Origin of the sequence: Pseudoalteromonas sp. Angola-4, from assembly GCF_028599265.1 — a bacterium.
In the GTDB taxonomy this organism is placed as follows: Bacteria; Pseudomonadota; Gammaproteobacteria; order Enterobacterales; family Alteromonadaceae; genus Pseudoalteromonas; species Pseudoalteromonas atlantica.
Map to the genome: position 1 here is coordinate 86,107 of NZ_JAQREK010000010.1, position 25,375 is coordinate 111,481.

A 25,375-nucleotide genomic window follows, 5' to 3' on the forward strand; every position below is an offset into this window, starting at 1 on the left:
AATAAGTAATAATAAATAATTAGTTTTTTATGGGTTTATATTACCCACTACAATGATAGAAACGTTATAAACACTTAATGCCTACGCATTTACATTTTCAGGCTTAGAGAGAGCTATTTATGAAGCAGTTGGTGATCACCATTTTAGGGCAAGACCGGCCCGGATTAGTAGAAAGTATTTCATCGGTTATCTTGCAAAATAAGGGTAACTGGCTGAGCAGTAATTTAAGCCACTTACTAGGCCACTTTGCCGGCATTATTCAGGTAGAAGTAGCGCAAGAGCACTTTGAAGCATTGCAAAACGCATTAAATGCCTTACCTAAACTCGACGTACGGATTGAAACTGGCAACACTGAAGTAGAGCCAAGTAGCAAAGAACAAATAAATTTTGTCATTACTGGCAATGACCGCCCGGGCATTGTGCAGGAGCTGGCAAGTGTAATACGCCACAAAGGCGCTAGCATTACTCACTTAAACTCAAGGCAACAAAGTGCGCCAAATTGGGGAGTGCCTATTTTTAGTGCCGTAGCGACTGTTACCTTACCCAGTGGTATGAATAAAGAAGAAGTTATTGATGCACTTGAATCGATTACCAGTGATTTAATTGTAGATATTGAAGAGGCATAGCCCAAACGCCGTTGACATAAAAATGACATGGTAGTCATTTTTATGTCATCTAACTGGCGTATGTTTAAGTTAAAAAGGGCTGATTATTACTACTTTTATCGCTTTTTACATTGTAAACCTCATAAGCGCACGCACAGCCCCAAATTAAATTTGAAACATATCCTGATAACGGAATAGATATGAATGCCCATATAGAGCCCCCTCAAACAACTGAATATTTTGCAAAAGAATTAAGCTGGCTGTCATTCAACGAGCGTGTACTACAAGAGGCTAAAGATAAAAATAATCCGATTATTGAGCGCATGCGTTTTTTGGGTATTTTCTCTAATAATTTAGATGAATTTTTTAGAGTACGTGTTGCTGATGTAAAGCGCCGAATTTTATTAAATAAACTCCCCGATGCTAATTTTGAAGAAGACGAAATACTGCTTAGTGAGATACAAAAAAAGGTACTGCAGTTAGGTAAAAAATTTAACCACATACATCAGCAGGTATTAACAGACTTAAACCATCATAACATTCATGTTAGTCGCCCTGATGAGCTCAGTGAGTTTCATTTAAACTGGTTAAAAAATTACTTTCATGATCACGTTCTGCAACATACCTCTCCTATTTTGCTAAACGAGAACAAAGACTTCTCTACCTATATAAACGACACCATGACCTACTTATTTGTAGAAATGAGTGATGAAAAAAGTTATTACGCAATGCTTGAGGTACCCACCGACAGGGTTGATCGCTTTATAAACCTGCCTCCAGAAAAAACCCGCCGCCATAAAACCATTGTAATGCTTGATGATGTCATCACTTACTTTTTGAACGATGTATTTAGTAGCTTTTTTTCTTATAAAAGCATTGCCGGTTATGCAATAAAATTAACTCGCGATGCAGAGTACAACCTAGACGACGAGCTAGAGGCTGGCTTACTTGATAAAATGTCCAAAGGGTTAAAACAACGTATTTATGCTGAGCCGGTAAGATTGGTTTACGATCAAGCCATGCCTGAAAACATGCTAAAAGTGATGAAAAAGCGCCTCGGTGTCACGCATCATGATGCGTTAATTCCTGGGGGGCGTTATCGTAATTTTAGAGACTTTATATCGTTTCCTAATGTAGGGCGCCAATATTTAGAAAACAAACCCCTCCCAGCATTGCAAAGTAGTGCGTTTAATAAACATGCCAGTGTATTTGACGCTATTAGCGAGCAAGATATTTTACTGTATTACCCCTATCATACTTTTAATCATGTGCTTGAATATGTGCGCCAAGCGGCCTTCGACCCTAAGGTTACGCAAATAAAGGTTAATATTTATCGCGTAGCGAGCAAATCTAGGCTGATTTCATCGTTAATTAATGCCGCTCAAAACGGTAAATTAGTGACCGTTATGGTTGAGTTAAAAGCACGTTTTGACGAGCAAAATAATATTGAATGGGCAAAAGTGCTAAGCAGTGCAGGTATTAAAGTGATTTTTGGTATACCCGCACTAAAAGTGCACAGTAAATTATGTGTGGTACACCGTAAAGAAAAAGGCCAAATAGTAAAATATGCTCATATTGGCACAGGCAATTTCCATGAAAAAACAGCCAAAATTTACACTGACTTTAGCCTATTTACTCGCCACACTGGTATTTGTGAAGAAAGCGACAGCGTATTTAGATTTATAGAAAGCAGTTATAAACCGTTCAAATTTGACTACTTAATGCTTTCGCCAATTAATGCCCGTGAAACGCTGCTTAATTTAATCAATAACGAAATTGACCATGTTAAAAACAACAAACCAGGCAAAATAACGGTAAAAATAAATAACCTCGTCGATAAAGAGCTGGTAGACAGGCTTTACCTAGCTGGTCAAATCGGCGTTAAAATTAGAATTATTGTACGTGGCATGTGCTCGCTCATCCCTGGCGTGCCTAAACTTAGCGATAATATTAAGGTAATTAGTATTGTTGATCGCTTTTTAGAGCATCCTCGCGTAATGGTATTTGGTAACAATGGCGATGAAAAAGTATTTATATCTTCTGCTGATTGGATGACACGTAACCTAGATCATCGTGTTGAAGTAGGTGTTCCTATTTTGGATGTTAAGTTAAAACGCCTTATAGTTGATATATTAGAGCTACAATTTAAAGACCGTACCAAAGCACGCATTATTGATAGCGAGCAAAAAAACGCTTATGTAAGAAGGGGTAACCGTAAAAAAATTCGCTCTCAGATAGCAATTTACGATTATCTAAAAAAATGGGAACACACTTATTATAATGAATGATCACCCTTCAATAGCCGCAGTTGATTTAGGCTCCAACAGCTTTCATTTAGTGGTTGCCCGAGAAGTAAACGGCACTTTGCAAATTTTGCACAAAGAAAAACAACGCGTTTATTTAGCCGATGGGCTAGATGATAAATTTCGCTTAAGCCAAGCTGCAATAGACCGCGCCCTTGTGGTACTAAAGCAATTTGCAAAAACCTTACATGAGTTCCCCGCAAGTAATGTAAAGGTAGCTGCCACTTACACTTTTAGGCGCGCTAAAAATATTAACGCCTTTTTAGCCCAAGCTAGCGCTGTGTTTCCTTTTCATATTGATGTAATTGCAGGTCAAGAAGAAGCGCGCCTTATTTATCAGGGCGTTGCGCATTATGTTCATAATGAAGAAAACCGTTTAGTGATCGATATTGGCGGTGGCAGTACCGAGCTTATAATAGGTAAACATTTCAAGCATAAGCTTTTATCTAGCCGTAATATGGGCTGCGTTAGCTTTACAAAGCAGTTTTTTAGCGATGGAAAAATAACGGCCAAACGCTTTAACAAAGCGCAAATAAGAGCCGAGCAAGAGCTTGAAGCCATTTTTTCTAATTATGTAAGCGAAAATTGGCAAACAGTAATTGGCACGTCGGGCACTATAAAGTCAATTTTAGCGATGATAAGCGCCACAAATCCGCAACAACCTAACATCACTTACGACGATTTACTCGCGTTAAAACAGCAATTTATTAGTGCTAAACATATTGATAACTTAGCTATTGCAGGGCTTACACCCGAGCGCCAACAAAGCATATGTGGTGGTTTAGCAATTTTAATTGCGATATTTACAGAGTTTGCCATTAAAGAGCTGACCTACAGCGATTTTTCGTTGCGCGAAGGGTTGCTGCACGAAATGCAGCAAAAGCTGGCCGATAAAGATATTCGCTCAAACACCATTAATAATTTAAGTGAGCGCTACACCGCTGATAAAGCGCATGCAGCGCGTGTTGCTGATACGGCTATTTGGCTCTATAAACAGTTAAAAAATGTATGGCATTTAGATAATAACGACGATATTGCTTTGTTAACTTGGGCAGCAAAATTACACGAAATTGGTTTATCAATTAACTCATCGGGGATTAACAAACACAGCGCTTATATAGTGGCGAATAGTCAATTACCCGGTTTTACGCAGCAAGAGCAACTTATTTTAAGCTCACTTATACGCTTTTATCGTAAAAAAATTAAACTGACTGAGCTGCCTGAGTTTTTAACTATTTCTCAAAAGCACGTGCTTAAACTGATTGTTATTTTACGCTTGGCCATTTTATTTAATCAAAAGCGCCAAGTGAGCTTAAAGCCGGATATGGAAATAAGCGCAAGCAACTTAGGGTTATTTATTAAGTTTAGTAACAGCTATTTACAAGAGCATACATTGCTACAAGCTGACCTAGAGCAAGAGCAGCTCTATCTTAAAAAAGCAGGGATTCAGTTTGAGTGCGTTTAATTTTATAAGGCTATTAAAAGCCCGTGACATTGTTTGTTCTAAAGTAATGTAATTGCGACACGCGCTTTTTAAAGTGAGCTTGCTGCTTTACTTACGCCCCATGTAAAGCACACATAATAAAGCGCCCTCGGGTAAACCCAAGGGCGTTTGAAGCTTTACCTATAAAGATAAAAGCCGAGTTATTTTATCAGGTTTACATATCCATATGTCGGTTTGAGCTTTGCATCATTTGCTTAACGCCTTGCTTTTCAAGCTCTAAAATTTGCTCGAGCTTTTCTTTACCGTTTTCTGTCTCAGCGCGCTCTAATAAGTACTCGTAAAGTTCGATTACTTTTTTGTGCTGCTCAGAGAGGTAGTTTTGAATCACCTTTTCATCAAATTCTTGGTCTTTGCTAATATCGTTAAACGTAATTAACTCGGGGTTGTCTGCAAAGTATTCGTAGCTGTAAGTATCTAAAGTGTTGATCTCTGTAATTGCTTTAAAGCCAACTAAGTCTTCAGCTAACTTTTTTTCATAATCTAAATAATAGTCCACTAGCATCGCGTTACGTTCATCGAGTAACTCCTTAACGCTGTAAAAATTTGCCGCCATTTGTGTGTGAAATAAAACGGTCCAATCGTACACTTCTTTAATTGTTTTAACTTGCATGTGCATTCCTTACTAAGTTGACTGTATAAGGTATAGTTTGCGTAAATCATGCCAACATAAACTCAATTAAAAACAATGCATTAAAAACAAAAAAACAGGAGCTAGGCGGGTTATTTGGTACAAGTTACAAAATACGGGTAATTTTTATAGGGCAATAAAACAGGTATTGCCCACAGTGTGCTATTAGAGCCTGCTGAAATAGGAGCAGCTATCATGCTCACGAGGGTACAAACCGTACGCCGCGATTTAACCGCCACTACATTCAGCAAGTATTAACTCACAAAGAGCAACACCTATTGACTAATATGCTGCTTTTTCCACAGTAAATACACCGCAGGTATAACCAATAACGTAAGTATAATTGCGCTTAGCATCCCGCCTACCATCGGCGCAGCTATTCTGCTCATCACTTCGCTACCGGTGCCGGAGCCGTATAAAACGGGTAATAAGCCAGCAATAATGGTAGCTACCGTCATCATTACGGGGCGCACTCTTAGCCCTGCACCTTGCATAATAGCGTGTTGTAACGCTTGTAAGTTAAATGCAGTTCCAGTTTGCTCGCACTGCTGGCGTTGCTCTGTATAAGCTTGGTTTAAATATACAAGCATTATGACACCTATTTCTACGGCAACACCGGCCAATGCAATAAACCCTACACCCACTGCCACTGAAAAGTTAAACGCTTCAAAGTACATTAGCCAAATGCCGCCCACCATAGCCAAAGGAAGGGTGGCAATAATAATAAGTACTTCGCTTAGGCATTTAAAATTAAGGTATAGCAGTATTACAATAATTGCGAGTGTAAGCGGGATCACATAAGTAAGCTTTGCTTTTGCGCGTTGCATGTATTCGTACTGCCCTGCCCAAGTAATTGAATAACCAGCGGGTAATTGTAGGTTATCGCCAAGTACTTGCTGAGCTTGTGCTACATAGCTGCCAATATCACTGCCTTTAATATCAATTAAGCTCCACCCATTTAAACGCGCGTTTTCGCTTTTAATGCCGGTAGGGCCATCTTCAATAAATACATTAGCAACATCGCCAAGTGCAACATGTTGGCCTGATGGTGTAATAATAGGTAATAATTTTAAATCTTCAGGCGAAGCACGAAAGCTCTGCGGGTAGCGTAAATTTACCGGGTAACGCTGTTGCCCTTCAATTGTTTCAGTCACGTTTGAGCCGCCAATTGCAGTGGCCACAACCTGTTGTATGTCGGCTATATTTAGATTATACCGTGCTGCTTTTTCACGGTTTATATCCACTTTAATATAACGCCCTGTGGCTACACGCTCTGAATACACTGAGGCTGTGCCAGGCACATCTTTTAACAATTGCTCAATTTGCTGCCCAATGTTTTGAATTTCTAACAAGCTTGGGCCCGCAATTTTAATACCTACGGGCGTTTTAATACCGGTGGCAAGCATATCAATTCGCGTTTTTATTGGCATAACCCACGCATTTGTAAGGCCCGGTAATGCAACTAAGCTTTCCAGCTCTGCTTTAATTTTTTGCTTCGTCATGCCCTCTCGCCACTGTGATTTGGGCTTAAATTGAATAAAGGTTTCAATCATTGTCAGTGGTGCTGGGTCGGTAGCGGTATCGGCGCGCCCTATTTTACCAAATACAGTTTTTACTTCAGGCACAGAGGCTATGAGCTTATCTGTTTGCTGTAAAATTTTTCGTGCTTCACCAATAGAGAGCCCTGGGTAAGTTGTTGGCATATACATTAAGTCGCCCTCATCTAGCAAAGGAATAAACTCACTGCCTATTTTGTTTACCGGATAAAAGCCTATAACCGTCACTATAAATGCAATAAATAACGTACTTTTTGGAAATTTAAGTACGGTGGCTAACAGCGGTTTATACCCTGCAACCAGGGCTCTATTAACAGGGTTTTTATGCTCAGAAATGACCTTACCCCGAATAAAGTAGCCCATTAGCACCGGTACTAACGTAATAGCTAAACCGGCAGAGGCTGCCATCGCGTACGTTTTTGTATAAGCAAGCGGGGCAAACATGCGCCCTTCTTGCGCCTCTAAAATAAATACAGGCATAAAACTTACAGTAATAATGAGCAAGCTAAAAAATAATGCAGGGCCTACCTCGGTGGCCGATTTAGTCACTATTTGCCAGCGGTTTTGCTTGGTCAGTGGCGTTTTTTCCATGTGTTTATGCATGTTTTCTATCATTACGATAGCACCATCTGTCATAGCGCCAATAGCAATAGCAATCCCACCTAACGACATAATATTAGCGTTTACGCCTTGCCAATACATCACAATAAAAGCCATTAATATACCCATAGGCAAGGTAATAATAGCCACCAGCGATGAGCGCACATGAAATAAAAATACCACGCACACTAAGGCTACAATAATGAGCTCTTCAAACAATTTACTACTTAGGTTATCGACCGCGCTTTTTATTAACGTGGAGCGGTCGTAAACCGGAATTATTTCAACCCCTTCGGGTAACCCTTGTTTTAAAGACTCAAGTTTTGCTTTTACCCGAGAAATCGTTTCTTGGGCGTTTTCGCCATAACGCATCACCACAATGCCACCCGCAACCTCGCCTTCGCCATTTAGCTCTGCAATGCCTCGTCGCATTTGTGGGCCTAAGCGTACATTTGCTACATCTCGTAATTGTAATGCACTTCCTTGGGCGTTAATTCCTAATGGAATGGCTTCTAAGTCGGCGACGCTTTTAATATAACCTGTGCTGGTTACCATGTATTCGGCTTCAGCCATTTCGATTACTGAGGCGCCAGTTTCTTGATTACCTTGGCTAATTGCAGTTTGTATCAAACTAAGAGGAAGGCCATAAGCACGTAACTTAACGGGGTCTACAACCACTTGGTACTGCTTTATCATGCCACCTACAGCAGCGACCTCAGATACACCTTCAACACTTTGTAGTTCAAATTTTAAAAACCAATCTTGCAAACTACGAAGCTGGCTTATATTGAGCTGATTTGTTTTATCGACTAACGCATATAAATAAACCCAACCCACTCCTGTGGCATCGGGCCCAAGTTGTGCCTTTGCACTTGCAGGCAAGCGGCTTTCTACCTGACTTAAATACTCTTGTACGCGGCTTCGGGCCCAATAAATATCGGTATTTTCATCAAAAATAATATACACATACGAGTCGCCAAAAAACGAAAAACCACGCACCGTTTTAGCGCCAGGCACAGACAGCATTGCCGTGGTGAGCGGGAAGGTAACTTGGTCTTGCACTACTTGGGGCGCTTGGCCTGGGTAGCTGGTTTTAACAATTACCTGTACGTCCGATAAATCCGGAAGTGCATCAACGGGTGTCTGTTTTACACTGTAAATACCCGCGCCAAATACAATAATACTCAGTAACAAGACGAGAAAACGATTAACAACCGACCAGCGAATAACAGCAGCTATCATAATGACTCCCCATGCATTGAATGATGAGCTGCACCTTTGTCAGTAGGGTGCTCAGCAATTTTGCTTATTACAAATTCACCCTCAATAATGCTAAATGTAAAATGAACCTGCTGATCAGGTGAAAGCGCACTAATATCAAGCTCTTTAGCAAGTATAAAGTCCATAGTAGCAGGGCCTCTGTTCCATTTAGCGATAGCCTCTCTACTAATATTAATAACTCGCTGCGCTGCGTTTATATTATTTATGGTTCCCATTACTGTGGCTGTTTGAACCGCTTCAACCTTGTCCATTTCCATGTTAGGCATGTCGCTCATGGCGTGAGTGCTTGGTACGCTCATACGCTTAAAGTCAGAGTCTTTACTCGACTCAGAGTCTATTAAAAACTGCGCAGCAGTCACAACACGGTCTTCTTTAGTAATGCCCGATAGAATAGCCACCTCATGTTGGCTAATTTGCCAAACTTTTACCGCCACCGATTTAAAACGCCCATCGCCTAGAGCAAGTACTACTCGGTTTTGTGCACCTGTACGAATAAGCGCTTGCTTAGGTATAACTAATTGCGGTGAGTCACTGTGTGTGTGAATACTTACTTGGGCAAACATATTAGGTTTAAGTAGCCCTGCGGTATTTTCAAAACGCAGCCTTACACGTAAAGTGCGATTTTGAGCATTTAGCGCTGGGTAAATGTAATCTACTACGCCTTGCCACTGCTTACCTTGAATGTAATCAAGGGTCATTGTAACGGGGAGCCCTTTGCTCACTAAAGCTGCTTGGCGCTCAAATATTTCTGCCTCTACCCATACTTGATCTAATTTAGCGATGCTCATCATTGAGGTGCCGGGCTTAACATAAAAACCTTCACGTATATTAAGCTCATCAAGCACTCCACTTTGGCGCGCGTAAAATGTAATGTTTTGCATCACTTTTTTATTTTTTTCTAAGCGCTTAATAAAGCCATCAGACACATTTAGCGACTCTAAACGCGCCTTAGCAGCCCTGATCAATACGCTGTTTTTTCTATTTACTGCGAGTAAAAATTCTTCTTGTGCGTTCACAAGTTGAGGAGAGTAAAGTGTGTAAAGAGGCTCACCGGCACTAACGGGCTCTCCTTGCGCTTTTACAAATAGGGTTTCTATCCACCCTTCTACGCGAGGATGAATATGGGTTAACTGATCTTGATTGTATTGCACATAACCGATTGTTTGAATATCACTTTGTAGAGTTTTCACTTGCACTTTACTGGTTTTAACGCCTAAGTTGTTAACCACTTCAGGGGATATTTTTATAGTACCTGGGCTGTCGTTTTCAGCGTTTGCGTATACAGGCACCAGCTCCATCCCCATTGGTGATAGCCCTGGTTCATCGCGCCTATAATTACTGTCCATTGGCGCAACCCAATACAGCGGCTTCGTTTTTTTATTATCAGCGGTTGTGGCTAAGTGCTCAGTGTCATCAATCAACCAGCGATTAGCAATAAACATTAACGTGGCACCAATAAGCAGCGCTACAAGGTATTTTAAGTTAGTTTTCATTGTTTTATCCTTGTAACTCAGCCATTACTAGCGAGTCTAAACTGGCTGCGTAATAATTTAAGCGAGCAATAATTATGTGTTTGTCTATTTGAATATTAAGGGCATCTATTTTGGCGTTTAGCTCACTAATACGCGCGCGCATAACATCAGAGAAGTCGCCATCGTCACGGGTATACGCGTTTAAAGTAGCCTGAGCTTGCTGCGACATTTGCGGTAATAACGTGTTTTGATAAAGCGTATTGCGCTGCTCAATTCGCTCAAGTTGACTAACCTCTTTAAAGTACTGTCCTTTTAAGCTTTGTAGCGCCACGCGTTTGTCGGTTTTAATGGCCTCTGCATTAGCAATAGCCGCATTAACTTGCTGGTCTTGCCTATTGTCGGTAAATAAAGGTAAATCAATACTCACCCCCACCGAAAGCAAATCAGCACGCGACTCACCAGCTTGGTTATCAGCGCGGTAGCCATACCCATATTTACGCCAAGTTGTGGCTTATAACTTTGTTTAGCAAGGCTCACTTGTGTGCGTTTAGCGGCTATACGTTGATCTATAGCCACTATAGAGGGATGCGCCATAAGTAACTTAATGAGCTCATCAAAGTCTAAGCTATTAAATTGGGTAAGCGGGGCTGGCGCTGTAAAAGTTAGGCTTAATGGTTGGCGTAATATGCTCTGTGGTAACCACTGGGCTAACCCTTGTTTAGCGGCATCTAGCTGCTGCGCTAATACAATCAGTTTATCTTCAAGGCGTGTGAGCTCCAATTGTGAGCGAATAATATCTTGCTGACGGGTTTTACCTAAACTACTGGAGTAACTGGCTTCGGTAACTTCAATTAACTGGCTAAACAATGCTTTATCTTGTTCAATTAACGCAATACTTTGCTGTGCTCTGTAGGCATTTAACCACAGCTCCATTACCCTAGCTTTTACTTGCGCCTTTCGCTGGGCCCTAAGCCACGGCTGCTCAAGTGCTTCTTCTTTTATTACTTGTTGGCTAAGTGCTAGGCTATTACCACGGCTAAAGCTTTGGCTTATACCCACTTTTAACTGCGTCATGTTTTCTTGATCAAACGCAAAGCCATCTACGGGTACACTTTGCAAACCTATGCTTAATACGGGGTCTGGTAGAGTACCTGCAGCAATACTTTGCGCTGTGGCGGCGGCTTGCTTTTGCTCACTGGCGCTCAGCCACGGCTCGTTATTGAGCGCTAGGTTTATGGCATCCGTTAAATTAAGGGTTGATGCTTTTGCTATAGCATCACTATTAAATACAGCACCAAATAAGGTGGCGCTCAGTAATAAAGCTTTAAAAATTACAGTGCGGGTCATTGCCTGCTCCATCTAAAATTAAAAATAAAATCTTAAATTAACAAGCAGAACAGGCGCTTTTAGCGAATATAGCTAAATTTCACTCATACCAATGATGTTGAGTTATTAGTTATTTATAACGACAGTTAAATAGAGTGATAACAAGGCATAAACATCGACATGTAGTTGCTCTACACGAGAGGTTTATAACGCTGTTAACGCTTTATTTGGCACGCTAAATGATTAAATAATCAAGTCGATTGGTATCACACCTATCCTGCGTTTAAGCAAACATAGGAGGGCGATATAAGGTATTACTAGGTGGGGAGGAAATACCGCTATTAAGCTGGGTAACTTTTTCACTCGATAACGAAAAAGCAGTAAATAAGGCCGGGGACGTTAAAATAGAGCTGCTTCCACAGCCATTTATTGGGCAATGACAATCATTTTGAACATCTGCTTCATCACTGCAGCAATCCATTTCCATCATACTTTTATGCAATTTACTCTCGCTCATTACATGTGTGGCATGCTTTGCTGATAGGCTCATATGTGGCATTTCGCACTGCTGATTTACAGACGCAACGGCTTGCCCCACAAACGTGAGTAGCATCACAACAACGAGTAAATTTGAGTAAAAACGCTGCAAAACAAAGCCTATTAAGTAAATTACCCAGTAATAATATTTGAGTTATTAAGCTAACTCAAATAATTAATTTTCTTTTTTAGGCGGTTTAATTAAGCTACTCGCTAAAATAGCAAAAATACAATAAGCACTAAAATACCAAAATCCCTCACCAAAAGTGCTATGCATAATTAGTAAATCGCTACTTTGCCCATGTGCATTGCCTGCCAAATAAGTCACTATTAACGCAATAACAAACACATCCACCATGCTCCACTTGCTCAGTGCGCAAATAACCACACCTAACTTATTTTTAAATGCGCTGGCCGACAAGCAGCAATACAGTAATTGCAACAGTAATTTTAAGCTTGGGATCACAATAGAGAACAACCCAACTAACGCCGCTACCAATAAATTATTATTATTAGCTAGCTCGTTTACGGTTCCCCAAATGCTTTGTGTTTTGCTATACGCGTTTATTTCACCCTCTAATTTATCAAGTCCCAACATGCTAGAGAACATCATTAACATACTACGGGTACGGCCATCGCCTTCCTCAGCCAGCATTTCTATGCCTGCTTTGGCGAGTTGCGATTTATCAATGTTCCCCTCAATCGATAATACAGGTTTGGTAACACCAGGAAATAACAGCCCTAATGCAACCACAATACTTAAAATAGATAACCAATTACGCATATTTATTCTGCAATAGCCTCAATAATTTCGTCACTATACAACAGTGCATCAAGAACATAATTAAAAATATGACCTATATGCAAATCACTGTTTATTGCCGGCATTAACACCGCTATTTTATCCATTTCATCTAGTTCAAACGCCCTAATAAGCGCAAGGCTTTGCCCTAAAATGCCCTCATTGTTTAATAATGCCTGGGCAATACTTTCATCTAGCGAAAACTCTTTAACAATTGCTTCAAGGTTTGTATCTAAAATTGCATCCATCACAGAAAACAACCCAACCAAGTAGCCCTGACCAACCAGTTCTGCGTGGTTTTGCCCTAGCAATAGCGCAATAAACTGCGCTCTGGTTAAGGCAAGTTTTGTGAGTTCTGTGGGTTTATCGGCGCCTAATTCGCTTAGCGCCAGTACCCGCACCAGCTGCCTTATGCTGTCCTCTCCTAAATACACAACCGCTTGCGAAATAGAAGTAATGGTTAATTTAGTACTGCCCGAGCGGGCATTCGCTAATTTCAATACTCGCGCTGTAATTGCCACATCTCTGGCTACTTGTTTTTGTATTTCATCAAAGCATAAAGATTCTTTTGCCGTAAAGCGCAGTAAATCAAACACAATCACCTTACCCGGCTCCACATCTTTGTAAGTGATCATCTCTGGGCGGGCAAAAAAGTAACCCTGAAATAAATCGCAACCGGCTTGTTTTAACGAGTGAAATTGCGCATGAGTTTCTATGCGCTCAACAATAATTTTTGCATGCGGATTAGCGCGTTTAATTTTTTTTATGCGCATATTGGTTTTAATTATTACATCGTCCATTTCAATTTTAATGTAATCTACATGCGCAAGTAATGGCGCCCATTTATCGTCGCCATCGTAATCATCTAAGGCAAACTTGTATCCCTCTTGCTTGAGCGCTTTCACGCGCTGAGTTACCTCAGCTATTTTGTTCGTACGCTCAACAATTTCTAACACACAATTTTGTGGTACTAACAATTTAGGAAAGTTTTCTAAAATAGTGGCTGAAGAAAGGTTAATAAACGCTAAATGATGCGCTGTAAGTTTGTCTGGCCCTAGCATCATCAGTGTATTAAAAAACAAACGGCTGGTTGCTTGCTCATCAGATGTTCCCACAGGAAATGCATTATAGGCTGAATCGCGATAAAGCAGCTCATAAGCAAACACATTCTGCTGCGCATCAAAAATAGGTTGCCTTGCAACAAACTGTGTTAGCTTTTGTCCGTTCTGAAAAATATTTGTGGGATTCACTTAATAAAAACCTATCTAATTTGGCGCTGTTTATTACAATGAGGTTATACACTGTAATTCAACTGCTATGAAGATTCTAGGATCATTGCAAGCGGAGTTAAATTACATAACGCTCAAGGTTAAAAGTTTAGCAAAGGTTACTTATTTGTATTTTTTAAAGTTGTTTTTATCCTTATTTATTTTGCATCTTGCTACGTTTGCTAATGCCCAGCAAAACCAGCCAGAACTAAATTACAATGTCAGTGCGTCAGGTAGTCACTACCCTTTTTACACCGGCAACCCAGAAAAACCCGGCATTTTGCCAGAAATAATCACCGCTTTAATGGCGCAAGCAAATATTACCGCCAATCACGTTGAGCTCCCCACTAAGCGAATTACCAAATACTTAGAAAACGGCATTATTGATTTTGATGTAATTTCTTTAAAATGGTTAGCGCAAAGCGAGCGAGATAACCCTTACTATATTTTTTCAGAGCCGCTGATCCCCGCAACCGAAATGATTGTCGCACTGCCTGATAACGTCGCGCAGTATCAAACTAAGCAAAGTTTATACTCTAAAGAGGTCGGTACAGTACTTGGCTACTACTACCATGATGATGCAAAATTTAACCGCGTCGATTTTCCCTCTGAAAAAGAGCTAATGATTGCATTATCTAAAGCGCGTATTGATATTGCCATTATGGGTACTCATACCGCAGCGTATTGGTCTAAACAACTAAATATTAATACTGAGTTTGGCGCCCAGCATTCGCATGGTTATTTAAGAGTGCGTTTACTTGCTAAGCACAAAGCGTTACTGCCTAAAATTAACCAAGCCCTTGCACACTTACATAGCAGTGGTTACATAAAACACATTGAAGATAAATACATTAACCCAATACCCGCACAAAATTTAAGGGATTAGTATCGCCGCCTACCTTTGCTAGGGTATAATACGGCCAAATGTAAACCTCTTCCTATATAAGAACGCCTTATGAGTATTGAAAAAGCCTTAATCGAACGCAGTAATAACCAGTGTGAATTATGCAGCGCAACCGAACACTTATCTGTTTACGAAGTGCCTCCTGTTACCGAAACCCATTCAGACAAATGCATTTACACCTGCCAAACCTGTAAAGATCAAATAGAAAACAACAGCGAGCTTACCCCAACACATTGGCACTGTTTAAACGACAGCATGTGGAGCCAAACACCTGCCGTACAAGTAGTGGCTTACAGAATGCTAACGCGCTTAGCTGTTGATAATGGCTGGGCACAAGATGCGCTAGATATGATTTACCTAGAGGAAGACACCCTTACTTGGGCCAAAAAAGCCCTTGCTGAAGATGACGATATTAAACACGTAGACAGTAACGGCGTAGTGCTACAAGCTGGCGATACCGTTACTTTAATTAAAGACTTAGACGTTAAAGGTAGTAGCTTGACCGCCAAACGCGGCACAGCAGTACGCAATATAGGCTTAACAAATAACCCTGAACATATTGAAGGACGAGTAGACGGCCAACGTATTGTTATTTTAACAAAGTTTGTAAAAAAATAGCGTTAAAGCATTATATTAAGGCGCATTAGCGCCTTTTTTTGTGCCTTAAAAAATTAAGCCATGATTAAGCTCCTCCCCCCTACACTTACCAGCAATATAGGAATAAGGAGCGCAAGCATGGCAAAGCAGCAATTTAGGTTTCAAAAACGTACATTTACTGGCTTAGGTTTATTAGCCCTAAGTGCACTCACATTAGCGGGCTGTGAAAAACCAGCTAACGAATCACAATCCACAGTACAAGAAAAAAACGTTATGGGTTTAACCACGCAAGTGAGCTATAAAGATCGCAGTATGCCACGCCCTGGCTCACAACTAATTGTAACGCTATCTGATGTGTCAAAAGCAGATGTAAAAGCCGAAATAATTACGCAACAAGTAATTGATATAAATAAAGCGCCGCCGTATACCGTGGAGCTAGCTTATGATGACAACAACATTGTTGATAAACACCGCTATAACCTCACCGCTAGAATCATTAATAAAGACAAGGTTCTTTATACCAGCACAATGCAGTACGACCCTTTTAAAAATGCAAAGTCGGGGATTCTTCACGAAATTGAGCTTGAAAAAGTCGCCTCACCTAAAAGTGATGTTACCCTTACAAATACATACTGGAAAGCCGTTACAATTAACGCGCAAACAGTCAGTGTAAGAACAAAAGAGCCATTTATACAATTTGATAAAGATAACCGCGTTAACGGCTTTTTAGGGTGTAATAACGTCAGCGGCAGCTACAGCACAGAGCAACATTCAATTTCGTTTAGCCAATTGGCAAGTACAAAAAAAATGTGCTCACAAAGCATGGAGCAAGAAGCGGCTATGTTAAACATGCTCAATAACACGCAAAAGTGGGCTATAGAAGGCGAGTCTTTAGAATTAAAAGATAGCAGTGGCAACACGCTTGCCACCTTTAATGCGGTTTATTTTAATTAAATAAAAGCCCAGCTGGGCTTTTACTTTACATAATGGCAAGCAGTTATTCGTCGACTAACTGCTCGCTTCTATAAAACCCGCTAGACTCACTTAAAAGCTCAACTAACTCAGGCAATATGCTGTCCATGGTTTGTTTTAATTTCCACGGTGGGTTAATAACAATCATGCCTGATGCCGTCATACCGTGTACGTCAGTATCCGCTTGCGTGCCTAACTCAAATAATTGAATATTACGCATTCCCGACTCAATCAGCCCTTGCTCCATTGTATTGATTCGCTCTCTATCAACAACGGGATACCAAATCATATATGTGCCGGTTGCAAAGCGCTGGTGCGCCTTAACTAGTGTGCTTACAACAGTTTCGTAATCGTCTTTTATCTCATAAGGTGGGTCAATAAGCACACATGCACGGCGCGAAGCTGGCGGAAGTAACCCTATTAATCCGGCAAAACCGTTTTCGCCACGTACGCGAATAGAGCGCTTACCTTGCATGTTTTGCTCAAGTAACTGCAAATCGCGCGGGTGTAATTCAAAAAACCAGCCTTTGTCTTGACGACGTAAGTAATGCTCAGCAATTTTTGGCGAACCGGGGTAAAACGCCAGTTCGTCCCCATCATTAAACGATTTAATTAATGCAATATAATCGTTTAGCGCCTCGTGCTCACTGCTATGTTGCCAAAGCTTAGCAATGCCCTCTTTGTATTCTTGTGTTTTTTGGGCGTCAGATGAACTTAACTCAAAAAATCCCGCACCAGAGTGGGTATCAATATAATCGAGGGGTTTATCTTTAATGGTTTGATATTGAAGTACCTGTGCAAGTACTAAATGTTTAAGCACATCGGCAGGGTTACCTGCATGAAAAGAGTGTCTGTAACTAAGCATTGTTAATTTTCGCTATACGCAATTTAATATCGGCAGTGAACCATAAGCTCTGTATTTTGGCAACCTATACACCGCTTAGCGAGCAGTTAAGTGAACCATTTATGAACAAAAAAGCCGCCACCCTGAATTATCACTTAATAAACAATAAAATTGTGCTAAAACCACCGTAAATGCTGGCAAAACAACACACTTTGCTTTACATTTGCATGACATTAATTACAGTTATATGAGCGCCTTTATGAACAACACAACTCTTCAACAACTCGAACAACTGATTGACTCGCTTATCGAGCGCAACAACCAATTACAAACAGATGTTGCTAGCTTAAAAGAGCAAAACGCAAAACTAAGCGACGAAAACGAAATTTTACAACTGGAAGCCCTTGAAAACGAAGAAAAGCAAAAAGATGCCAGCTCTACGTTAACAGGCTTACTTGATAAACTACAAAGCGCACAACAGGCAAGCTAATGTCTGAGCTGCAAAACCAGCGGGTCACAGTTGAGTTGCTAGGTAAAGAGCAGCAGTTTGCATGCCCGGTTGGGCAAGAAGATGCATTAATAGCAGCAGCACAAAATTTAAATGACTTGGTTGAGCAAACAAAGCAACGCTCATCAGTTCGCAACGAACAACAGGCGATACTTTTAGCAGCACTTACACTTAGCCATGAGTTGCTAGAAGCTAAAACGCATGCCAGTGTAGAGCAACAGCAGCAAGATCAACTCATTGATAAACTCAGCCAATGCTTGGCGAGTGACCCAATAAAAAAATAAAAAGCGCCCCGTGCGCTTTTTGTTTATTATGAGGGTAAATAAATGCTGCGCAGAGACACACAATGACATTAAAACCCCTTTTAGTAACTGTAATCCCCGCCCTTTTTATTACCCTTAGCCTATTTTCTCACTCTAGTAAGGCAGCGGTTACTTGGCAGCAAATAAACGAAAATGTACAATTTTTAAAACAACAAGATAAATTACGTTTTTACGATTCCAACCAAGTGCTCATAGAGGGCGAGCAATGCGCACTCATGGTAGATGCAAGCGGAAACTTTGCAGCCGTTGAAGCACTGGCAAAACAGTTAAAAAAACACCTTAAAACCCCGCTCTGTTATTTAGTTGCGACTCACTTTCATGACGACCATTTACTCGGCATAGCCGTATTACAAAATGCTTTTCCAAAAGCGCAGCTAATAGTACATCAACAGGTAGCCGATAATTTTGCCACATACCAACAGGCTTACGATGATAAGTTAGCAGGCTATGAAAAAAGTATAGAGCTGAGCTATCAGCGCTTAGCCACATTACCCGAGCAACAGCAAACACAGTGGCGCGAAAAGCTCTCTTTAGCTAAACAACGTTTTTTGCGTTGGAAAACCTATCACTTAAGATCACCTAGCACCGTAATCAGCGAGCAACAAAGTATTGATTTAGGTAACTTTGCGGTACAAATAACGCCCGAAAAAGCCCACACAAACGGCGATTTAACACTTAGTACCAATAATGGCACGCTGCTAATAGGCGGCGATATTGTTGACTGGCTACCCTACCCAGGCCACGGCCAGTTACAAAATTGGCAAGCCTTGCTCAAACGCTATATTAATCAGCCTAATTTGCGTACAATACTTCCTGGCCACGGCGGGGCGCTTGTAAAAGCGCAACTTAAGCAGCCTTTAATGTTTTTAACAAATTTAATAACCCATGTGAAAAACAATAAAAAACAAACGCTTGAGCAACTTACTGAGAGTTTCCCTGCGGATGTTTTAGCACCATATAAACAAGAAGCGTTAAATACAAAGTCGAGCCAGTTATTTTTACAGGCTGGGCTTAAGCGCGCCCAGTTAATTGAGCACGCGCAGTAGTGTTATAAAATAAAGGATTGTAGATAAGAGATGAAGATGCGTGGATTGCTTGTAAGTTGTGTAATTATTTTTTTGTATGGCTGTAACAGCACACAAACACAACCCGAAACAGACGCACCACAAATTTTTACTCACTTTGAGCCAAGCTACGAAAACCAAATAGAGCTTGAGCCTGTACAGCCAAAACAATTACAGCAAGCCAATACTGCGCCGCCGGTAAAGGCAAAAAAAACAATTGTAAAAAAGCGCCCCGCCAAAGCTAAAAACCTATGGGTGCATATTGCCAACAACCTACATTTTACGGTGTATCAAAATCGCGCCTTAAAAAAGCGTATTAACTGGTATTTAAAACAACCTAACTATTTGCCCACTGTAAATAAACGCGCCGCGCCTTATTTGTATCATATCGTAAAAAAAATTGAGCAAAAGCGCCTGCCTATGGAGCTGGCTTTACTGCCCTTTGTAGAAAGTGATTTTAGACCCACCATTGCCTCATCGCAGCAAGCGGTAGGCGTTTGGCAATTAGTGGCCGCCACGGCGCATCATTTTGGCATTAAATCCGATCAGTGGTATGACGGACGACAAGATGTACTTGCCTCCACCGATGCCGCACTTGAATACCTCAGCTATTTACACAAACGCTTTGATGGCGACTGGCTACACGCCCTAGCGGCTTATAATAGTGGTGAGGGGCGGGTTAAACGAGCCATTGAGCGAAATAAAAAACGCGGTAAAAGTACCGATTACTTTTCTCTAAAGCTGCCAAAAGAAACGGCCGACTACGTACCTAAACTGTTAGCGCTAAGCTACTTAGTTAAACACCCGCAAAAAGGCTTTAAGCGTCCTAAACTGGCTAATAAACCAATAACAACGCAAATGAATGTTGGCCAACAGTTTGATTTTTCGGTCATCGCTAAGCTCTCTGGGGTTGGCTCAAAACAGTTGCACGCGCTTAACCAAGGCTATTTAAAAAATCAAAGCTCACCGAATGGCCCCCACTCATTGCTTTTACCTATCGGCCAAGAGGCACTGTTAAAAAGTCAGTTTTTTAAGTCTAATTTTGCAGGCGAATACATCGTTAAAAAAAATGATACGCTATACAGCATTGCAAGACGCTTCAGCATGTCGGTAAGCGCGTTAAAGCAGCTCAATGGCAAACAAAATAATATGATAGGCATAGGTGAAAAACTGCTGGTTGGACAGCCTAAAACGCTCCCAAAATCGCTCACTATAGATTATCAAATTAGTCCTTATTTAGAGCCACAAGAAGTCGTGATCCCCACCATTGAAATAGACTATGAAGTAAAACAAGGCGATAGCTTGTGGAGCATTAGTCAGCTTTACGAAGTGCCACACAGTGATTTAGCTAAATGGAACAACTTAAGTGCCTCAAGCATTTTAAAGCCTGGCACGCAATTAACGCTATTTATTCCCCAGGCAGAAAAACCCAAACAGCCGCAACAAAAACAAGATTTACTGCAAGATCTACAAAAATCACTTATTCAACCACGCTGAGTTTATAAAGCTCGGTATTTCGCGTAAAATCGGCTTTTAACTTAGTCAAAAACTTAAAGAGACAAGCATGCAAATTAGCAAAAATTCAGCAGTTGAATTTCATTACACATTAAGCGAAGCGGGCGAGCAACTAGAAAGCAGTGTAAACCACGCGCCTCTTAGCTATATTCATGGCAGCGAAGGCATGCTTCCTGGCTTAGAAAAAGCCCTTGAAGGCAAAGCCGCAGGCGATAAGTTTAGCGTAACACTTGAGCCTAGCGAGTCATACGGTGAGCGCGTTGACGATTTAATTCAGCGTATTCCGCTTAAGCACCTACAAGGTGACGTAAAAGTGTGGAAACCAGGTATGACTGCGATGGTGCACTCAAACCAAGGCCAACACCAAGTAACATTAGTTAAAGTAGGCCGCTTTAATGCAGATTGCGATTTAAACCACCCGTTTGCAGGCAAAACGCTAACGTTTGATTTAGAAGTGGTATCGGTTCGTGAAGCAACCAGTGAAGAGATTTCGCATGGCCATGTTCACGCTGAAGGCGGCTGTGGTCACTCTCACTAATCACACACCTTAAATTAGGAGCAAGTATGTCTAAGGTTGCTATTGTTACAGGCGGTACAAAAGGCATTGGATTAGCGGTTGTAAAACGCTTTATTGAAAATGGCTACACGGTGCACAATTTGGATATTGAGTACAGCGAGCTGGGGGTTTTTCACCAATGCGATGTGAGTAATGTTAGTGCTGTAAAAGCATGTATTACGGCCATTTGTAAACAAAGCCCACGCATAGATGTACTTGTTTCTAACGCCGGTAAACACCTCAGTGCTAGCATTGAGGATACCGATGAGCATACTTTCGATGCGTTATTTGCATTGAACGTTAAAGGGGCCTATGCGGCTGTACAAAGTGTACTACCCAGCATGAAAGCGCAAAACAATGGTGCCATTATCTTAATAGCCTCAGATCAGGCAATAATTGGTAAACCTAACTCGTTTGCCTACAACCTGACAAAGCATGCTCTTGCTTCTATGGCAAAAACCACAGCGCTTGATTACGCCCAATTTAATATTCGCGCGAATGCGGTATGCCCAGGGACAATAGAAACCCCTCTATTTCACAACGCGATAGATGCTTATTGTAAAAAAAGTGGGGCTAACAAGGCCGATATAGTGGCAGAAGAGGCAAGCCTTCAACCGCTAAACCGCTTAGGACAAGCTGATGAAGTTGCCGCGTTAGTTAGCTTTTTAGCAAGTGATGATGCAAGTTTTATAACCGGTAGCCTACAAAATATTGATGGCGGCTATACCACACAATGAGCACATGCCGATGAGCCTAAAAATTATTGACCCCCACGTGCATTTTTTTAACCTTGCCGAGGGGCAATATACTTGGCTGCAAGGCGAAAACCCACCAGCATGGCCAAATTTAGAGTTAATAAAACAACCTATTAGTGAAAAAAAGCTACTAGAGAGCAGTGACTTTACCCTCGCCGGCATAGTACATATAGAGGCAGGTTTTGATAACAACGCCCCCATTAACGAACTTAATTGGCTAACGGCGCATTTAAAAAAACTTCCCTTTAAAGCCATTAGTTACGCTCAGTTAGATTGCGCACCTGTGCAATTTGCAAAAGCAATAAACGCCCTTGCCCACCCGCATTTAACAGGCATACGGGATATCACCGAAGGCGCAGACGCACAGCGATTACTAAACCCAGAGTGCTTTAGTAATTTGCAATCCCTTTGCCAGCAAGGGCTGCATTATGAAGCCCAGTTTGAGCTTGAAAATACCGCAATAGCCGCTCAGCTTGCTCGTTACGCTAAGGCGCTGCCTCAGCTAAAAATAATAATAAACCATGGCGGACTACCTAATAATATTAATAACTGGCAGCAAAGCATTCGCATGCTAAGTGCGCACAATAATGTAGCGATTAAGTTTTCGGGTTTTGAGCTTTTAGCGTTGAATTTACAACAGCAACAAGATTGTTTTGAAACTATGCTCTCGTACTTTGGCGAGCAGCGCATTATGTTTGCGAGTAACTTTCCGGTTTGCCAAATTAACGCAAGCTATAATGATGTTTGGCATAGCCATCAAGCCTTGTGTAAAACAAATAAAATATGGCACAACCTTAGCTACGCAAATGCTAAGCATTTTTATAACATACCCTAGATCAGCTATATTAAATTTAACCACTTACGTAAATGCGGCAATGACTATGACAATACATTCGCAATTATCAGCCCTTGGCATTTTAACTATTTTAAGTGGTTGCGCATCTAACACGCAGCCTACTCCTAAGCTGCACCACGCCTTACTTACCGAGCCAAATAGCCAAGCGGTAGAGCGTGTTATAGAGCGCTTAATGCATATAAAAAACGTAACGCTTGCTGACGATATCTTTATTCACACCAGTACCTTTACTCTTAAAAACACAAACCGTAGCGATATAACAGCCAATCAAAAGCTTAACTTTCCCGATCAATTTGAGTTAATGATAAACAATAATCGCTGCTATATACGCCACCTTGATAGTAAAGCCACCGCTGAGATAAAAGGCGTTACGTGTGCAATCAATCTTGCCAATTAAACCCACTAACTATTCAAATGGTATTGCTCATCGGTATTAGAGAAACACAGCTATAAAAAAAGCCGGTAAGTGAGTTATCACTTACCGGCTTTTACTTTAAACAATAGTATTTAAATAACGCTCTTTAAATAAAGCTTAAATTATTTAATTTCTACACGCTGCGAGCGCATAACAATCTCATCATTTAATTCAATGCCTAAGCCTGGCTCTTCTGATACTTCAAAAAAGCCATTTTTTGGTTGTGGATCTTGTAAGCACAGCTCTCGGTTCCACTTTTTAATGGCATATGTATGATGCTCATGAATCAAAAAGTTAGGAATAGCGGTTTCTAAATGAAGCGATGCAGCTGTTGCAACTGGCCCGCCACATACATGCGCCTGAATACGCACATCAAAAATATCAGCGTAGTCACACACTTTTTTAGTTTCAGTAAAGCCACCACATAAACCGATATCGGGTTGAAGTACATCAATGCTTTGATCTTCTAAATAAGGGCGCACACCCCAGCGGTTGTATAAACGCTCACCGCCTGCAATTGGCACTGCCACTTTATCTGCTACTTTTGCATGTAAAGAATGGTTTAAGTAGTTAACTGGCTCCTCGTAGTACATGCAATCAAACTCTTCGGCTATTTCACCAATTTGTATAGCAGAGGTCGCGCCAGGTAAGCTGTGGCACTCAAAAATAATATCCACTTCGTCACCAACTGCTTCACGTATAGCTTGCATACGAGCACGGTATAGCTTCATTTCGGCGCGAGAAATTATTTTAGTACGGTCGTAATACGTATTGCCGTCTTTATCGTATTGGATAGGGTCAACTTTTACTGCATCATAACCTTCGCCAATCGCTTTTAACGCCGCTTCTGCGTATTCTTGCGGTTGTACTAATGCTTTAAATTCGCTGTCCCAATCAAACTGTAGCTGCGATGCATAAGTACGTAGCTTATCGTTTACTTTGCCGCCCAGTAATTGGTATACCGGTAAACCAAGTGCTTTACCTTTTATATCCCAAAGTGCTGTATCTATGGCGCTCATTGCTGCATAAACAACAGGGCCGCCACCTAAACCCCAAAAGCTTTCGCGTAACATACGCGACCATAACTTTTCGGTTTGAAACGGGTCGTGCCCAATTAAAAAAGCATCAGCCATTTCTTTTATCATTGCTGCTGCTGCGCTGTGGCCTAAATCGTAAGCTAAACCAGCCTCACCTACACCACTAATACCTTCATCGGTATGAATACGTACAAAAACCGGCGTCCAGGCTGGACGCTCTGGGCAATGAATATCAAATACTTCTACGCGATTTACTTTCATTAAAATTCCTTATTAGCCACGCAGGCTATTGTGCAAAACTGGGATCAAGTCGGTACGCTTTTCGTAACATGGCAGGCCACGCTAATTGCCCACCTGTGCTGCCACTATGTACCACATTAGCTTGGTTATAAATATTATCGATAATTGGCTGCGGCACCGGAATAACCTCTTGTGAGCTGGCTTGTAATGCAAGCTGAATTTCGCAGGCACGTTGCAAGTCATAAAAACGCATAAAGGCATCGCCTACGGTTGGACCTACGGTTAAGCCACCATGATTTACCAATAGCATATGATTGGTATTGCCTAAATCATCTTGTAATACTTTGCGCTCGTCATCATTTACAGCCAGCCCTTCATAGCCATGGTACGACAGTGAAGGGAGCGAAAACATAGAGTATTGGCTTAGTGGCAATAGGCCATTTTTTTGTGTAGCAACGGCAATGGTTTCTTTAGTATGTAAGTGAATAACACAATGAGCATCTTCACGCACTTCGTGAATTGCGCTATGGATAGTAAAACCAGCCGGGTTAATGCTAAAGGGGGTGTCGTCAATAATATTGCCGTGCAAATCAACCTTTACTAGGTTTGATGCAGTTACTTCGTCAAACGTTAAGCCAAACGCATTTACAAGGTAGTGATCAGTGCCAGGTAAACGTGCCGATAAATGCGTGTATATTAAATCCCCCCAACGAAAATGCTCTACTAATCGGTAGCAAGCAGCTAAATCTACGCGCAATTGCCACTCTTGCTCCGACACTTTATTTTTTAAATCTAGTTGGGGTAAATCAATCATAATCAGCCTTTTAAAATACGTACAACAACTCAAGTACGAATAGATGTTTAGAAGTCTAAAGCAGTATTAATTTTATAGCAAACACAAACAAAA

Annotated in this window: 23 protein-coding genes and 1 pseudogene; 14 read left to right on the top strand and 10 right to left on the bottom strand. The window is 41.2% G+C overall.

Translation table 11 applies throughout. The features are described 5' to 3' along the window. Positions 1-119 precede the first annotated feature (119 nt). From PSH48_RS12740 to ppx, 3 genes are all read left to right on the top strand, one after another. Positions 120-626 (top strand): glycine cleavage system protein R, encoded by a 507-nt coding sequence (locus PSH48_RS12740; protein ID WP_024031441.1) that lies wholly within the window; start codon positions 120-122, stop codon positions 624-626. Between the two features lie 179 nt (positions 627-805). Beyond that, positions 806-2,893, top strand: a complete 2,088-nt coding sequence (ppk1, locus tag PSH48_RS12745; protein ID WP_004587626.1) for a polyphosphate kinase 1 — start codon at positions 806-808, stop codon at positions 2,891-2,893. Further along, positions 2,886-4,373, top strand: coding sequence for an exopolyphosphatase (ppx, locus tag PSH48_RS12750; RefSeq protein ID WP_138611625.1), 1,488 nt, complete (start codon positions 2,886-2,888; stop codon positions 4,371-4,373). The genes ppk1 and ppx overlap by 8 nt, the downstream gene beginning before the upstream one ends. A gap of 193 nt (positions 4,374-4,566) precedes the next feature. Here ppx and PSH48_RS12755 read toward each other — a convergent pair whose 3' ends face one another. The 7 genes and pseudogenes from PSH48_RS12755 to PSH48_RS12785 form a co-directional block, all read right to left on the bottom strand. After that, complete coding sequence (locus PSH48_RS12755; RefSeq protein WP_004587628.1) at positions 4,567-5,022, bottom strand: hypothetical protein; 456 nt, start codon at positions 5,020-5,022, stop codon at positions 4,567-4,569. A gap of 293 nt (positions 5,023-5,315) precedes the next feature. Further along, positions 5,316-8,438 carry an efflux RND transporter permease subunit gene (locus PSH48_RS12760; protein ID WP_273611692.1) on the bottom strand — a complete coding sequence of 1,041 codons (3,123 nt, stop codon included), beginning with the start codon at positions 8,436-8,438 and terminating at the stop codon, positions 5,316-5,318. Then, complete coding sequence (locus PSH48_RS12765) at positions 8,435-9,970, bottom strand: efflux RND transporter periplasmic adaptor subunit (RefSeq protein WP_273611693.1); 1,536 nt, start codon at positions 9,968-9,970, stop codon at positions 8,435-8,437. The genes PSH48_RS12760 and PSH48_RS12765 overlap by 4 nt, the downstream gene beginning before the upstream one ends. Positions 9,971-9,974: 4 nt before the next feature. Next, a pseudogene (locus PSH48_RS12770) lies at positions 9,975-11,296 on the bottom strand (TolC family protein). Positions 11,297-11,558: 262 nt separating this feature from the next. Then, the gene (locus PSH48_RS12775; RefSeq protein ID WP_273611694.1) at positions 11,559-11,924 is read right to left on the bottom strand and encodes a hypothetical protein; all 366 of its coding nucleotides are present in this window, start codon (positions 11,922-11,924) and stop codon (positions 11,559-11,561) included. Between the two features lie 63 nt (positions 11,925-11,987). Beyond that, positions 11,988-12,596: a paraquat-inducible protein A gene (locus tag PSH48_RS12780; protein WP_273611695.1), complete on the bottom strand. Its 609-nt coding sequence runs from the start codon at positions 12,594-12,596 to the stop codon at positions 11,988-11,990. A gap of 2 nt (positions 12,597-12,598) precedes the next feature. Beyond that, positions 12,599-13,864: an EAL and HDOD domain-containing protein gene (locus tag PSH48_RS12785; RefSeq protein ID WP_273611696.1), complete on the bottom strand. Its 1,266-nt coding sequence runs from the start codon at positions 13,862-13,864 to the stop codon at positions 12,599-12,601. Between the two features lie 145 nt (positions 13,865-14,009). Here PSH48_RS12785 and PSH48_RS12790 point away from each other — a divergent pair, with 145 nt between their 5' ends. The 3 genes from PSH48_RS12790 to PSH48_RS12800 all read left to right on the top strand — a co-directional run bounded on the left by PSH48_RS12790 (position 14,010) and on the right by PSH48_RS12800 (position 16,337). Then, positions 14,010-14,768 (top strand): substrate-binding periplasmic protein, encoded by a 759-nt coding sequence (locus PSH48_RS12790; RefSeq protein WP_273611697.1) that lies wholly within the window; start codon positions 14,010-14,012, stop codon positions 14,766-14,768. Between the two features lie 69 nt (positions 14,769-14,837). Continuing rightward, entirely contained in the window at positions 14,838-15,404 is a 567-nt protein-coding gene (locus PSH48_RS12795; RefSeq protein ID WP_055252603.1) for a PhnA domain-containing protein, read from the top strand. A gap of 117 nt (positions 15,405-15,521) precedes the next feature. Then, positions 15,522-16,337: an META domain-containing protein gene (locus PSH48_RS12800; protein ID WP_273611698.1), complete on the top strand. Its 816-nt coding sequence runs from the start codon at positions 15,522-15,524 to the stop codon at positions 16,335-16,337. A 43-nt stretch (positions 16,338-16,380) separates the two neighbouring features. Here the strand turns inward: PSH48_RS12800 and PSH48_RS12805 are convergent, their stop codons facing one another. Continuing rightward, positions 16,381-17,220, bottom strand: a complete 840-nt coding sequence (locus PSH48_RS12805) for a 23S rRNA (adenine(2030)-N(6))-methyltransferase RlmJ (protein WP_273611699.1) — start codon at positions 17,218-17,220, stop codon at positions 16,381-16,383. 238 nt (positions 17,221-17,458) lie between these two features. Here PSH48_RS12805 and zapB point away from each other — a divergent pair, with 238 nt between their 5' ends. From zapB to PSH48_RS12845, 8 genes are all read left to right on the top strand, one after another. Next, on the top strand, positions 17,459-17,689 hold the full coding sequence (gene zapB, locus PSH48_RS12810) for a cell division protein ZapB (RefSeq protein WP_024031454.1): 231 nt from the start codon (positions 17,459-17,461) through the stop codon (positions 17,687-17,689). Further along, entirely contained in the window at positions 17,689-17,991 is a 303-nt protein-coding gene (locus PSH48_RS12815; RefSeq protein ID WP_004587640.1) for a cell division protein ZapA, read from the top strand. Before zapB ends, PSH48_RS12815 begins: the two co-directional genes overlap by 1 nt. 62 nt (positions 17,992-18,053) lie before the next feature. Further along, on the top strand, positions 18,054-19,076 hold the full coding sequence (locus tag PSH48_RS12820) for an MBL fold metallo-hydrolase (protein ID WP_273611700.1): 1,023 nt from the start codon (positions 18,054-18,056) through the stop codon (positions 19,074-19,076). A gap of 36 nt (positions 19,077-19,112) precedes the next feature. Further along, positions 19,113-20,591 (top strand): LysM peptidoglycan-binding domain-containing protein, encoded by a 1,479-nt coding sequence (locus PSH48_RS12825; protein WP_264390646.1) that lies wholly within the window; start codon positions 19,113-19,115, stop codon positions 20,589-20,591. 67 nt (positions 20,592-20,658) lie between these two features. Next, positions 20,659-21,147, top strand: a complete 489-nt coding sequence (locus PSH48_RS12830) for an FKBP-type peptidyl-prolyl cis-trans isomerase (protein ID WP_024031457.1) — start codon at positions 20,659-20,661, stop codon at positions 21,145-21,147. A 26-nt stretch (positions 21,148-21,173) separates the two neighbouring features. Then, positions 21,174-21,902: an SDR family NAD(P)-dependent oxidoreductase gene (locus tag PSH48_RS12835; protein ID WP_054983248.1), complete on the top strand. Its 729-nt coding sequence runs from the start codon at positions 21,174-21,176 to the stop codon at positions 21,900-21,902. A gap of 10 nt (positions 21,903-21,912) precedes the next feature. Beyond that, entirely contained in the window at positions 21,913-22,755 is an 843-nt protein-coding gene (locus PSH48_RS12840; protein WP_273611701.1) for an amidohydrolase family protein, read from the top strand. A gap of 46 nt (positions 22,756-22,801) precedes the next feature. Then, positions 22,802-23,173, top strand: a complete 372-nt coding sequence (locus PSH48_RS12845; protein ID WP_273611702.1) for a hypothetical protein — start codon at positions 22,802-22,804, stop codon at positions 23,171-23,173. Positions 23,174-23,313: 140 nt separating this feature from the next. On the opposite strand, the gene PSH48_RS12850 is transcribed toward PSH48_RS12845, so the two are convergent. Together PSH48_RS12850 and PSH48_RS12855 are read right to left on the bottom strand one after the other, a co-directional pair. Further along, positions 23,314-24,489 (bottom strand): mandelate racemase/muconate lactonizing enzyme family protein, encoded by a 1,176-nt coding sequence (locus tag PSH48_RS12850; protein ID WP_054983246.1) that lies wholly within the window; start codon positions 24,487-24,489, stop codon positions 23,314-23,316. A 25-nt stretch (positions 24,490-24,514) separates the two neighbouring features. Beyond that, on the bottom strand, positions 24,515-25,282 hold the full coding sequence (locus tag PSH48_RS12855) for a class II aldolase/adducin family protein (RefSeq protein ID WP_024031462.1): 768 nt from the start codon (positions 25,280-25,282) through the stop codon (positions 24,515-24,517). Positions 25,283-25,375 lie beyond the last annotated feature (93 nt).